Origin of the sequence: Acidiferrobacter thiooxydans, from assembly GCF_003333315.1 — a bacterium.
Taxonomy (GTDB): Bacteria; Pseudomonadota; Gammaproteobacteria; order Acidiferrobacterales; family Acidiferrobacteraceae; genus Acidiferrobacter; species Acidiferrobacter thiooxydans.
The window spans coordinates 381,971-393,367 of sequence record NZ_PSYR01000001.1 but is presented as its reverse complement, the minus strand read 5'-3'; the positions used below and the strand labels follow the sequence as shown (position 1 = coordinate 393,367).

The 11,397-nt window shown below is 63.9% G+C and carries 12 protein-coding genes and 2 tRNA genes; all 14 read right to left on the bottom strand.

Annotation, left to right across the window (positions count from 1 at the left end; translation table 11 throughout):
- Window positions 1-29: 29 nt before the first annotated feature.
- The 14 genes from C4900_RS02050 to C4900_RS01990 all read right to left on the bottom strand — a co-directional run bounded on the left by C4900_RS02050 (window position 30) and on the right by C4900_RS01990 (window position 11,343).
- A complete protein-coding gene (locus tag C4900_RS02050) occupies window positions 30-914 on the bottom strand; it encodes a DUF4338 domain-containing protein (protein WP_114282110.1) in 885 nt (294 codons plus the stop codon).
- An 8-nt stretch (window positions 915-922) separates the two neighbouring features.
- Window positions 923-2,209, bottom strand: coding sequence for an ISNCY family transposase (locus C4900_RS02045; protein WP_233431956.1), 1,287 nt, complete (start codon window positions 2,207-2,209; stop codon window positions 923-925).
- A gap of 152 nt (window positions 2,210-2,361) precedes the next feature.
- Window positions 2,362-2,715 (bottom strand): hypothetical protein, encoded by a 354-nt coding sequence (locus C4900_RS02040; protein ID WP_170132379.1) that lies wholly within the window; start codon window positions 2,713-2,715, stop codon window positions 2,362-2,364.
- 104 nt (window positions 2,716-2,819) lie between these two features.
- The gene (locus C4900_RS02035) at window positions 2,820-3,608 is read right to left on the bottom strand and encodes a SapC family protein (RefSeq protein ID WP_065969263.1); all 789 of its coding nucleotides are present in this window, start codon (window positions 3,606-3,608) and stop codon (window positions 2,820-2,822) included.
- 307 nt (window positions 3,609-3,915) lie between these two features.
- Window positions 3,916-4,113 (bottom strand): hypothetical protein, encoded by a 198-nt coding sequence (locus C4900_RS17095; protein WP_411675218.1) that lies wholly within the window; start codon window positions 4,111-4,113, stop codon window positions 3,916-3,918.
- A gap of 405 nt (window positions 4,114-4,518) precedes the next feature.
- Window positions 4,519-4,595: transfer RNA gene (locus C4900_RS02030), tRNA-Met, on the bottom strand.
- Window positions 4,596-4,680: 85 nt separating this feature from the next.
- Window positions 4,681-5,778, bottom strand: a complete 1,098-nt coding sequence (gene ychF / locus C4900_RS02025; protein WP_065969249.1) for a redox-regulated ATPase YchF — start codon at window positions 5,776-5,778, stop codon at window positions 4,681-4,683.
- Complete coding sequence (pth, locus tag C4900_RS02020) at window positions 5,768-6,367, bottom strand: aminoacyl-tRNA hydrolase (RefSeq protein WP_114282226.1); 600 nt, start codon at window positions 6,365-6,367, stop codon at window positions 5,768-5,770. Before pth ends, ychF begins: the two co-directional genes overlap by 11 nt.
- A 1-nt stretch (window position 6,368) precedes the next feature.
- Entirely contained in the window at window positions 6,369-7,031 is a 663-nt protein-coding gene (locus C4900_RS02015; protein ID WP_065971451.1) for a 50S ribosomal protein L25/general stress protein Ctc, read from the bottom strand.
- A gap of 63 nt (window positions 7,032-7,094) precedes the next feature.
- The gene (locus C4900_RS02010) at window positions 7,095-8,030 is read right to left on the bottom strand and encodes a ribose-phosphate pyrophosphokinase (RefSeq protein ID WP_176716001.1); all 936 of its coding nucleotides are present in this window, start codon (window positions 8,028-8,030) and stop codon (window positions 7,095-7,097) included.
- A 60-nt stretch (window positions 8,031-8,090) separates the two neighbouring features.
- Window positions 8,091-8,165 (bottom strand) — tRNA-Gln (locus tag C4900_RS02005).
- The gene (gene ispE / locus C4900_RS02000; RefSeq protein WP_083996071.1) at window positions 8,145-9,020 is read right to left on the bottom strand and encodes a 4-(cytidine 5'-diphospho)-2-C-methyl-D-erythritol kinase; all 876 of its coding nucleotides are present in this window, start codon (window positions 9,018-9,020) and stop codon (window positions 8,145-8,147) included. The genes C4900_RS02005 and ispE overlap by 21 nt, the downstream gene beginning before the upstream one ends.
- A complete protein-coding gene (gene lolB / locus C4900_RS01995; RefSeq protein WP_065971453.1) occupies window positions 9,017-9,622 on the bottom strand; it encodes a lipoprotein insertase outer membrane protein LolB in 606 nt (201 codons plus the stop codon). The genes ispE and lolB overlap by 4 nt, the downstream gene beginning before the upstream one ends.
- A complete protein-coding gene (locus C4900_RS01990) occupies window positions 9,622-11,343 on the bottom strand; it encodes a tetratricopeptide repeat protein (RefSeq protein WP_114282225.1) in 1,722 nt (573 codons plus the stop codon). Before C4900_RS01990 ends, lolB begins: the two co-directional genes overlap by 1 nt.
- Window positions 11,344-11,397: the final 54 nt, after the last annotated feature.

Sequence of the window (11,397 nt, the reverse complement as noted above, 5' to 3'; positions counted from 1 at the left end):
CGCCGCTTCGGAATGGGGTGGCGGTCGATCTACGGGGTTTGCGTGAGTCTCTGCCGGACGTCGGGTACGAGCGGATAGAGCCATATCCGCTTGGGGCTTGCCCCATGGCGTGTGTGTTGGCGGTCTGCGCGGCCGCGGCCGGTGGTAAGACCCACGTCGATCCAGTTGGCAGCGAGATAGCAATGTCCCGTAAAACGGGTCGGATCGACGAGGGTCTCGGCCAGGAGGGGCTTAACGCCGTAGGCGGCCGTCCAATCGATGGTGACGGTGCGTAACGCGAGCGCCAGCACGTGGCTCGCGAGGTTGGGAACCCGCACGTGGGGCAAGATCAGGAAGCGGGAGTTACAGATAATCTGCTGGAGGCACCGGGCCCGGGTGGCATCGTCCCAGCCGATCCACTGATCGCGTCCCTTAAGGCGCCAGGCGGGCGAAGAGAACTGCAGGCAGCCCAGGACCGTGGGGCTTTTGGATGTGGCCTGGATCAGGTAGCGGAGATGGGCACCAAAGGGCACGCGATGGCCGAGGGGATGATGGCGCTCGATCAACGTGCGCCAGAGCGTCCGGTCTGCGGGTGTTTCCACGCGCTGCAGTCGGATCGGCTGCAGGGTGGCAAGCGGCGCGTCGAGCGGGGCTGACTGTGGGTCCGGGCCGGCCGGAACCGTAGTGCGAGCGCCTTGCGGACGCCCGGGCCGCAACGGGGCGAGACCAATCAGCCCCGCCTCCTGCATCCGCTCAAGCAGTGCCCGGCATTCGATCGTCTTCGGGTGTCCGTTGGGGCGGTGCCAGTCGAGGAGTTCGCACACCGTCTGCGCCAACTCATGGCGGCTTAAGCCCCCATAGCGCTTCGCCAAGGCCACGATCAGCGATCGTTGCTGCGCCTCGAGTACCTGACCACAAAAGCGGATGTCCTCCATAATGGTCCTCAACTGCTGTCGGGGGCGTCGATTTCGAGGCCTTTCAACATGAAGTCGAGCAAGGCCTCGAAGCTCTCGAAGCACAGATACCGCGTCAAGGCCCGGATATCATCAAAAAAGGTCTGACGGGTGGGGAGGCTTGCGCGGAGCAAGCGGTATTTGTGACTGGTCATCTCCTGCACGGTATGCAGCAGGAAGGCGAGGAGGTTCAAGGTCGCCAAGAGCGACGAGAGGTGCTTCTTGCCGTGCCCGAAGTTGTGTTCGAAGTGGTAGCCCTTGGTCTTTAAGGTGTTGTTGGCGCCGTTCTCGATGCCCCAGCGCGCCCGGGCGGCGGCCGCGAGGGCGGCGACGTTCCCTGGGTGGATCGTGTGCCGCGTGACCCAGGCGTTGTGGTAAATCGTTTGGCCCCCGGCATCGGTGGTGGTGAGCTCCAGCCAGTGGACACACAGCGCATCCAAGCCGGCGCGCAAGGGCAGCTCCGAAGCGAAGCGGTAGGTGTCGGTCAAGGTCTGCTTACCCTTGCGGCGCGTGATCTCATGGGTGGTCACGCCCCCCGCGCGCGCGAGGCCCTCGACCTCCTCATACAGTGTGGGGTGCGAGCTCGGTTTGCAGACCAGGAGGAAGTGTAACCCCGCCGCCAGGATCTGCTCGCACAGGGGTTGACGGCTGTAGAGGTCGTCGCCGAGCACGGTGACGTGCTGATCCCGGTAGCGGCCGGCGCTGGCCGCAAGCCAGCGGCTGGCGGCGGCGGTTTCACAATCCTGCTTGTCGTGGCCGTCCTGCGGGACAATAAACTCGGGCGCCAGGGGGATCACCCGACTTAAAGTCGGGGCCACGATCACTGGTGTGATCACGGTATGGGAGTAGCTGGTTTGGCCATTGTGATGCTTGGCTACCGTACATTGTGGGCAATGGATGGTGTGGGAGGAGTGATAAGCCGTCCCATCCAGGGCGATGAGTAGCGCGCCCGGACCGTCTTCAGAGGCCTCGAGGGACACCCGAAAGGGATCGATGTGACCGCCGGCGTTCAGGGCCTCAAATATCTGCGTAAAGAGCGGGAACAGGTGAGAAGGCGCCACGGGATCGAGCATCGTGCGCACACAATTGTCCGTCGGGATCTGGCTCATGCCAAAGAGCGTCTGGGCATTGCTTTGGCCACGGGTCTGCTCCATCGTCCTCTGATAGGCCAGAAACGACGGGCTTTGCGTGGTGAACACGGCAAAGGCCGCCAGCGCCGCATCTTCCATGGTATAGACGCAGTTCTTCCCGGTCCGTTTGTCAGGGGCCGCCCGCATGACCTCCTTGAGCGACTCCACCAGGGAGTTCAGGCTCAGGGGATTTCCGGTAACAAGATCCGTCACGCCGCGCTCGCGCCCAATGGCCCAGCGCTGTTATACCGCAGACCGTGCCTTTTGTCCAGCCCCCCGCTCGCATCAGCACACGCACGTTATCGGATGCTGATGGTCGTTGCTACATTTAGAATTGCTGCCGTGGGAAGGTCGAGATTGACAGTGCGTCCGGCGGCGACCTGGAAGCGCGAAAAGGCGTTAAAGGCGTTGTCGCCGCTTACCGTGCCGGTGCGGATATCCGTAACCGTTCCATGTACCGCAAGAGAGGTGGCCGTGCGTCCATCCGGAGTAATCACATTGGCCGCGAGCCCGGCTGCACAGGCGCGCCCGGCCCCTATGGCACTCAGTACGATCGCCAACATCGGCTGTAACCGCCATGAGCGCCGGTGAGCTTTATGCCGATTGCACACGATCGCCTGACGGTTCTTCCGCCGCACGCCTGCAGTCTGCATACCCTCCCCCTTTCCTCTATATCCTATTCTTGGCGCGACGCGACGGTGCGCCCGTATTCGTCTTTAGGTAAGGCTCTCGATCGGCCTTCGTATAACAGTCGTTTTTAGGACCTCCCTTCTTTACTCCCTTCTTTAGCCAGGTTCTGGCCCACGCGCTTTTCGACCGGAGCCGCGATCTCGAGGCGACGCGTAAGGCGCGCCCCCAAAGCCGGGACTTGCGCAAGCGATGCCAAGTGCGCATAGATCCATCCCAACTCCCCGCTCCGAAACCACGACGTCACCTTGTCGTCACCGAGCGCCGCAAATTTCTGTTCGTCAATCACTTGCAGGCCCTGGAGGATAAAAGGGGTGATGCCCGGGGTATTCACGGGTACGGCGATATCTTTGAGAAGTCCGGCCTCGCTCACATGCTGGACAAAGGCCTGGGTGCGGGTCATTTCGGCCTGAAATGCCTGCAGAAAGGCTATCGTTTCTTTTAAGAAGCCGCTATCGCTACCGTCTTCTAAAAAAAGCGGCTCGCCCTCGTCTTCGCCCCAACCGCCAAACGCGCGATCGATCCAAACCATAAAGGCCTCACCCTGAGCGGCCAATACGAACGGATAGCGACGGACGAAGGCCGGCAGATAACTTCCGGCCCACTGATCATCAGGCCCTTCGACGAAGAGATTCTCATCGTTTCGCAAACCCACGAGCGCGGCTAATACGGGCGGCCCGTCGGCAACCTTCGCGAACACGGTCGGGTAATGAACGGCCGCAGCCGGCAACTCGACCGCGGCAAGCGGCACCGAATTGACGTGGCGGGCAAAGCCAAACCCCTGACGGCGCAGACGAAGACGCTTGTGCTCTTCGCGATGCAGCGCCATCACCTGCTCGTAAAACAACAACGTTGCCACGCCCCAACCCCCTTTTTTTTGTGAGCTTTTTTGTCCGCTGGTCCCGTCAATCGCGCCGTTCATCGGATCGCGGGGCAAAAATAAAGGGGTAAGCGGCCCCCCTTGTATTCAAGCGAAGGCACAAAACGCGCAGCGCGTCTATGTCATTCGTCATAATTTGGCGCATTGTGTATGCCTTTCGTCGAAAAAGTCAACGCTTGAGCCCGCTACAGATCGAAAATCCGTCTCGCCCATATCGGTTCTTTTGCTAGGCTGAATCGGCGATAAGGATAAAATGTGAGGAAATTCAAGAAGAGTCCCTAACATGCTAGGTAAGACAGGACTCTGTTCCCGCGCCCCATCGCCCCGGAGTGTGCGATCCGCAGCGCTCCCGGGAACGAAGTTGGGTAAGCGCTCGGAAAAGGCGGGCTTCATGGTCGGCCCCGCGGGTCGCGTGGCCAAGCGTGCGGCGCGGACGCGGCCCCTTGCCGTACACGTGCCGATGAGCGCCCGGGACAGTAAGCACCTGAGCGCTTGTCAAGGGGCCTCCCCATGAACGGCTCCCGCCAAGCCTAGACGGCTATGGCGTGAGTTTCGTGCTCATGGCCGGCGGCACGGGCCGGTCACCCCGCTGCGCGATTACCGGCGGAGCACTGTGGCGCTTCCTGGTAGAAGCAGTCTCGATCTGTGATGCGAAGGTTCCGCGATCCAGGACCGTGTCAACATGCGTAGCCCATGCACAGGCCTTGGTCTTCGTATCGAAGGGGTAAACGGGGGCAGATATCCGCGTCGACGGATCCTGACTTGCCAAACGACCTTGCCGGCGGGACCGGGACGCTCAGTAAATGTGGCCATACCCTGGGCTCACATCCCCGAGTGTCCCAAAATACCGTTACGCGGGCTAGGGGTATTGCTACGTTCTTGTTTTATATGGTGGCTATGGGTGGACTCGAACCACCGACCTCAGCATTATGAGTGCCGCGCTCTAACCAGCTGAGCTACATAGCCGTATTTTTAAGGTTGGGCATTTTGGAGGCAGGCTAAGGTGATGTCAAGAAAAGCGGCCGCCCCCATAGTCCTGGGCCGCTGTCCGCTAACGACTCACGTTGAACCGGAAATGCACGACATCCCCATCCCGCATCGCATAATCGCGGCCCTCCAGTCTCAGTTTCCCGGCCTCGCGCGCCCCGTGCTCGCCACGCAACCGCACATAGTCGTCATAGCTTATCACCTCGGCGCGGATGAAGCCGTGCTCGAAGTCGGTATGGATGACGCCCGCGGCCTGCGGGGCGAGACTCCCCTGGCGGATGGTCCACGCGCGGACCTCCTGGGGCCCGGCGGTAAAGAAGGTCTCGAGGCCCAAGAGCGCAAAGGCGGCCCGTACGAGACGGTCAAGGCCCGGTTCGTCTAGACCGATCTCGGCCAGGAATGCCGGACGCTCCTCATCGGCGAGCGACACGAGTTCGGCCTCGAAGGCCGCACAGATGGCCAGGGCCTGGGCCCCTTCGTCGCGGGCACGGGAGGCTACCCGCTCCCACAGCGGGTTCCCCGTAAAACCGCCTTCCTTCACGTTCCCGACATAGAGCACGGGCTTGGCGGTCAGGAGCGAGAAGCCGCGGATCATCAGACGTTCGTCGTCGGTCAAAGACAGCGTCCGCACCATGCCGCCCTCGTTCAGATGACTGCGGATACGCGTGAGCAGTTCGCGGCGCTTACTGTCCTCCTTGTTGCCGGCACGCGCGCCCTTGCTTTCGCGCGCAAGCGCACGGTCGACGCTCTCGAGATCGGCAAGCGCGAGCTCAGTATGGATCACGTCGATATCGGCCAGGGGGTCGACACGGCCGGCGACGTGGATCACGTTCTCGTCCTCGAAACAGCGCACCACCTCGATGATGGCGTCGGTCTCGCGGATATGCGAGAGGAACTTGTTGCCAAGCCCCTCACCCTGGGCCGCACCCGCCACGAGCCCGGCGATGTCCACGAACTCCATCACCGCGGGTACGATGCGTTCCGGCTTCGCGATCTCGGCTAGGGCCTTGAGCCGGGGATCGGGGATCGCCACCACGCCCACGTTCGGCTCTATGGTGCAAAAGGGGTAGTTTTCCGCAGGAATGGCCGCCGCTGTCAGCGCATTGAACAACGTCGATTTGCCGACATTGGGGAGACCCACGATGCCGCACTTAAGCCCCATGGGCCGTCTCCCCGTTAGTCGTATGCAAAATATTCATCGCCCGCTGCGTCTCTCCCTGCGCGATCAGGGGCAAGACGTCGAGCCCGCACGCGAGACTGGTCTCTATGGCCTCGGATTCCGCTTGGGATGGGCGCCCGAGCACATAAGGGATGAGGTCGCGCCGCGGCGGCGGGCGGCCGATGCCGATGCGCAGCCGCCAGAAATCCGTACCGATACGGGCGATGATATCCGTCAATCCATTATGACCGCCCGCGCCACCGCCCTTTTTCAGGCGCGCAATCCCGGGCGCGAGATCGAGCTCGTCGTGCGCGACTAGCACCTGCGCCGGCGTCAGACGGTAATATCGACACAGGGCGCCGACCGCCGTCCCGCTTGCGTTCATGAAGGTTGAGGGCTTGACAAGCCACAATTCCACCCCGCCCACCCTCGCCCGGCAGGCGGACGCCGACAGCTTGGCCTCATGTCGCCACGAGGCCCCCGCATCCCGCGCCACCCGATCCACGAACCAGAACCCGGCGTTATGCCGGGTGACATCATACTCCGGTCCCGGATTTCCGAGCCCCACCAGGGCTGCCAGGGGCTCCCCCAAACTACTTCCCTTCCGCCTTGGGGGCCTGGGCCTCCGCGGCCGGGGCCGCCGCCTCCACGGCCGGGGCCGCTTCGGCCTCGACCGTCTCACGCACCACGGTGATGGTGACGATCGCCAGGTCGTTGCCGTGCGCGAGATCCGTCAGGGTCACGCCCTCGGGTACCGTAAGGTTGCTCAGATGGATGGATTCGCCGACACGCAGATTGCCGACATCGACCGTCAGGAACTCCGGCAGCTGGCTTGGCAGGCAGGACACATCCACCTCGGTCATGAGGTGCGCGATGAGGCCGCCCTGGAGCTTCACCCCGGGGGCGGTCTCCTGATTGATGAAATGCAGCGGCACCGGCAGATGCAGGCGCTCGGTGGCGCTCACCCGCTGCAGATCCACATGCGCCACGCGCGGCTTGTAGGGGTGCATGTGCAGATCCCGCAAGATCGCCTGGTCGATGACCTCGCCGTTGACCTTGATCGACAGGATCGATGTATAAAATGCCTCATGGCGGGTCTTATGCCACAGCGGATCGTGCTCGAAGGACAACATGACCGGGTCCTTGCCGGCTCCGTAGAGGATCCCCGGCACCTTGCCGGCGCGGCGCAGGCGGCGGCTCGCACCCGTACCCTTTGCGCTGCGCATCTCGGCGTTCAACTCGAATTTTCCACTCATGACTACTTCCTCGATAAGGGGGCCCCGCGACCAAGGCCCACCGACGTCCCGCGGCCGGACTGATTAGTCCATAAAGAGCGAGCTCACGGAGTCTTCGTCCGCGATACGCCTTATGGTCTCCGCGAGCAGCTCAGCTACGCTCAGCTGCCGGATCTTCACGCAGGAACGGGCCTGCGCACCCAACGGTATGGTATCCGTCACCACGAGCTCATCGAGCACCGACCCCTCGATGCGATTTACGGCGCGCCCAGACAAGACCGCGTGGGTACAATAGGCCACGACCCGCACCGCGCCGTTGGCCTTCAGGGCGGTGGCCGCCTCGCACAGGGTGTTGGCGGTGTCCACGAGATCGTCCATCAGAACGCAGGTCCGCCCCTCCACCTCGCCTATGATATGCATGACCTTGGCCTCATTGGGCTTGGGCCTGCGCTTGTCGATGATCGCAAGCCCGGCATCGAGGTGCTTGGCAAGCGCCCGGGCACGTACCACACCCCCGACGTCGGGCGACACGACGAGTAGGTTGTCATAGCTATGGCGCCAGATATCGCCCAGCAGCACCGGACCGGCGTAGATATTGTCGGTCGGGATACTGAAGAAGCCTTGAATCTGATCGGCGTGCAGGTCCATGGTCAGCACACGATCCGCGCCGGCACCGCTCACCATGTCCGCCACCAGTTTCGCGGCGATCGCCACGCGCGCCGTGCGCGGCCTGCGATCCTGGCGGGCATAACCATAGTACGGAATCACCGCTGTGATGCGGCGCGCCGACGACCTCTTGATCGCATCGATCAGGATCAAGAGCTCCATGAGGTTGTCGTTGCTTGGCGCGCACGTGGGCTGAAGGATGAAGACGTCCTTACCACGGACGTTCTCCATGATCTCCACCTGGATCTCGCCATCGCTGAAACGCCCGACATGCGCCTTGCCGATTGGGATACCCAGATGCCGGACCAACGATTCGGCCAACGCCGGATTCGCGTTGCCCGTGAAGACCGCCATATTGTCTGTTGACACGGGTTCCTCGCGGATCTTCTGAAAACTGTTCCGTACCGATAAAAATGGCTGGGGTGCCAGGATTCGAACCTGGGAATGCCGGAATCAAAATCCGGTGCCTTACCGCTTGGCGACACCCCAATGCGTCATCGAGCGTAGCAGTGCATGCACGGGGTGGGTATTGCGCCCGCGCGTCACACACGCACGCCAACGCGACGGACAGGCCGCCACCACGTCTTGCCCGTAATGCGGATCCGGCACCTCTATGAAGAGCGACGCGCCCGACCCGCTCATCCGTACGCGCCCGTAGGCCTCCAGCCAGCGCCACGCCTCGTCGACCGCCTCATAGCGCGCACGCACGACCGCCACGAGGTCATTATCTCCCTGCCCGGCACGGAAGTCGCGTATTGTGATGGGCCGCCGAAAGCCTGTCAAATGAAGCCCGGCAAAGACCGGTCCGGTCAAGACCGCGGCGTCAGGCACAATCACTACATACCACGGCTCCGGCAGATCGACGGCGGTCAGCCGCTCGCCCACCCCCTCCGCCCAGGCCGACGCCCCGCGCACGAACACCGGCACGTCGGCGCCCAGCGAGAGCCCGAGCTCGGCGAGACGATCCAGGGACCAATGCAGGCCCCACAAGGCATTCAGGGCCAGCAGGGTGGTGGCGGCGTCCGAACTCCCCCCGCCCAGCCCGCCACCGATCGGGAGGCGTTTGGTCATATGGATACGCGCCCCGAGACGACTTCCCGAGGCCTCCTGCAGGCGGCGGGCGGCGCGCACCGTGAGATCTCGATCAGCGTCAATGCCGGCCACATCATGAGCGCGGGCGATCACGCCATCGTCATGGACCGTAAACCACAGATCGTCCTGCCAATCGATGAACTGAAAGATGGTCTGAAGCTCGTGATAGCCGTCGGGCCGGCGGCCTACCACATGCAGGAACAGGTTAATCTTGGCCGGTGCCGGCCAAACCGTCGGCCATTCGTGGCTCATGTCACATCCCACCTATTGATCCGGATCGTCACCACGACCGGACCCGGACCCACGGTGACGGCATGCGTCAGTGTCAGAAGGCGCGGCAGCTGACCCCTGGACGTATGGCGGTAGCGGCGATAACGGATCGTCCAACCGTTCTGGCGCAGGGACGCCAAAAGCCCGGCGCGATCGAGGCGGCGACGGACCACGGGTCCGGGCGCCGGAATCCCGCGTATCCAAAACCGCAGACCCGCCACCGGCAAGCGCCAGCCCGTCAACCGCCACAAGAGGCGCGAGGCGCTCGTGCCCTTAAAATGGCCGCGCCCGGTGCGCAGGCGCGCACCCGCGGCGTCGACACGCAAACGAAAAATGAGGCGCCCAAAGGGCCCGTAGCCGGTCATCTGATAGGCTGCCGGCCCCACGACCCAATGCAGCGCCAGCGACCCGCCGTGGTGACCGGCGCGTACCGCGCCCTGGGCGGACACGCGAAAACGCTGGATCGCCATCATGCGCATGCGGTGCGCGCGCCACACCCGCTGGGGATGGCGGACCGCAATCGGGGGCGTGACCGCGCAGCCGGCCAACAGAATAGCAAGGAGACCCGCGACGAATCGCCGCATCAGAACGCCCGATGCTTGGCGAGCTCGGCCTTAACGGCGCTATTGCCTGGCGCCTTCGTGAGCGCCTCACGCCACAGACGCAAGGCGCGCGCGTGGTGTCCGGAGTCCCACAGCGCGGCGCCCAAGTGCGCGGCAATGGTGGGATCGTGCGACAGATCGAAGGCCTTCTGAAGATAACCCACGGCGGTCTTCGGATGCCCTTCGCGATAATAACCCCAGCCGACGCTATCCAGGATATCGGGGTTTCCGGGGGCAAGCGCCAGTGCCCGCCGGACGAGGGCCAGGCCGCGCTGCTCGTGTTGACCATTGTCGATATAGGTATAGCCGAGGGCATTGAGGGCCGTCGCGCTCTGCGGGTGGGCGGCCACCAGCCGCTTCAGATCGTGTTCGGCCTTAACCACCGCACCGAGCTTCTCCTCATCCAGGGCGCGGGCGTAGAGCAGGACGTCGGGGTGAGGGGCGTGATCCATGGCAGCGTTCACGACCGCAAGCCCCTTGGCATATTGCCCCAAGACCATCAAGACCTCATTGCGCGCCAGCGCCAGCGCCACAGCCTGGGCCGGGGTGTGCGCGGTTATGCGCGCCAGGCGCTGCCAGGCGAGATGCGGGGCCGACTGCGCAAGCAGCATGAGGCCATCGCGCATCATGGCCGCAAAGCGGTAGGGTGTACCGACGCGTGCGTAGTAATAGTGCGCGCGTGCATAGCGCTTCTCGGTCTCGGCGATCTCACCCAGATACAGATTGGCGTGCGCATCGTTCGGGGCCAGGGCGAGGCTGCGCTTGAGATAGGATCTCGCGAGCCTAAACTCGTGGGAGCGTAGGGCAATCAGGCCTGCCGCATACAGGACCCGCGGGTCGTTGGGGGCGGCGGCCGCGATCATCTGAAACTGCGCCAATGCCCGATGCCAATATTGGAGTGAGACGAGGCGCCGGGCATAATCGAGGCGCAGCCGTGTCGCCGACGGGTTGCGTTGCAAAAACCGCGCGGAGAACGCCAAGGCCCGGCGGGGCGTGATGGTCCACAGGATGCGCGCCTTCAAGACCGCGGCGCCTTCCCAATGGGGCTTTAAGGTCAGCGCCGCATTCACGGCGCGCAGCGCCGCCGTCCGGTCATGGCTGTGACGCGCAAGCTCGGCCAGGGCGTATTCGCCGATCGGGTCTTTCGGATAGAGCCGGGTCAAGGCACGCATGACAGTCACGGTCAGCGCGGCGCGTTTGTGGCGCAGGAGCAGGGTCGCTATGTGCTCGAAGGTAAAGGCACGGCCCTCCGGCCCCTCATGGACGGCGGCCTGGGTCAGGGCCTGCGCAAACTCCCGTTCGGCGGCCGCGATCCGGGTCAGACCGAGATCGGCATCCGCCAGGGCCGCGCGCGCACTCACGCTCTGCGGGGCCTGCGCGAGCCACAACTCCGTCAACTGCCGGGCCTGGGCATAGCGGCGGGCGTAGAGCGAGAGCAGCGCCGAATGCCGGATCAAACCGGGGTCACGCGTCTCTTGCGCGGCCTGCCCGAAGGCCTTCGCGGCCTGCCCCAAGTGCCCCTGTTGACCGACGATGTCGCCGAGCAGGACATGATACAGGAGTCGACCCGGGGGATGTACGCTCGCAGCCGACGCCGGACGGGGCCGCGAAGCGGACACGGAACGCGGGGGGGTCGTCGCGCAGCCCGCCAAAACACCGAGCGCCAAGATCGGGAGCGCCGCCCGCCACAGACCCTGCCTCATAACGCTCCATTCACTGATAGGATAGGGACCCGTCGCAGCCGTGAGCGTCTATGC

What these genes read in the sequence shown, in the direction of transcription:
- C4900_RS02050 (WP_114282110.1), bottom strand. Translation starts at nt 914, where the DNA reads ATGGAGGACATCCGCTTTTGTGGTCAGGTACTCGAGGCGCAGCAACGA.
- C4900_RS02045 (WP_233431956.1), bottom strand. Translation starts at nt 2,209, where the DNA reads ATGCGGGCGGCCCCTGACAAACGGACCGGGAAGAACTGCGTCTATACC.
- C4900_RS02040 (WP_170132379.1), bottom strand. Translation starts at nt 2,715, where the DNA reads ATGCAGACTGCAGGCGTGCGGCGGAAGAACCGTCAGGCGATCGTGTGC.
- ychF (WP_065969249.1), bottom strand. Translation starts at nt 5,778, where the DNA reads ATGGGGCTTAAGTGCGGCATCGTGGGTCTCCCCAATGTCGGCAAATCG.
- C4900_RS02015 (WP_065971451.1), bottom strand. Translation starts at nt 7,031, where the DNA reads ATGAGTGGAAAATTCGAGTTGAACGCCGAGATGCGCAGCGCAAAGGGT.
- C4900_RS02010 (WP_176716001.1), bottom strand. Translation starts at nt 8,030, where the DNA reads ATGGCGGTCTTCACGGGCAACGCGAATCCGGCGTTGGCCGAATCGTTG.
- ispE (WP_083996071.1), bottom strand. Translation starts at nt 9,020, where the DNA reads ATGAGCCACGAATGGCCGACGGTTTGGCCGGCACCGGCCAAGATTAAC.
- lolB (WP_065971453.1), bottom strand. Translation starts at nt 9,622, where the DNA reads ATGCGGCGATTCGTCGCGGGTCTCCTTGCTATTCTGTTGGCCGGCTGC.
- C4900_RS01990 (WP_114282225.1), bottom strand. Translation starts at nt 11,343, where the DNA reads ATGAGGCAGGGTCTGTGGCGGGCGGCGCTCCCGATCTTGGCGCTCGGT.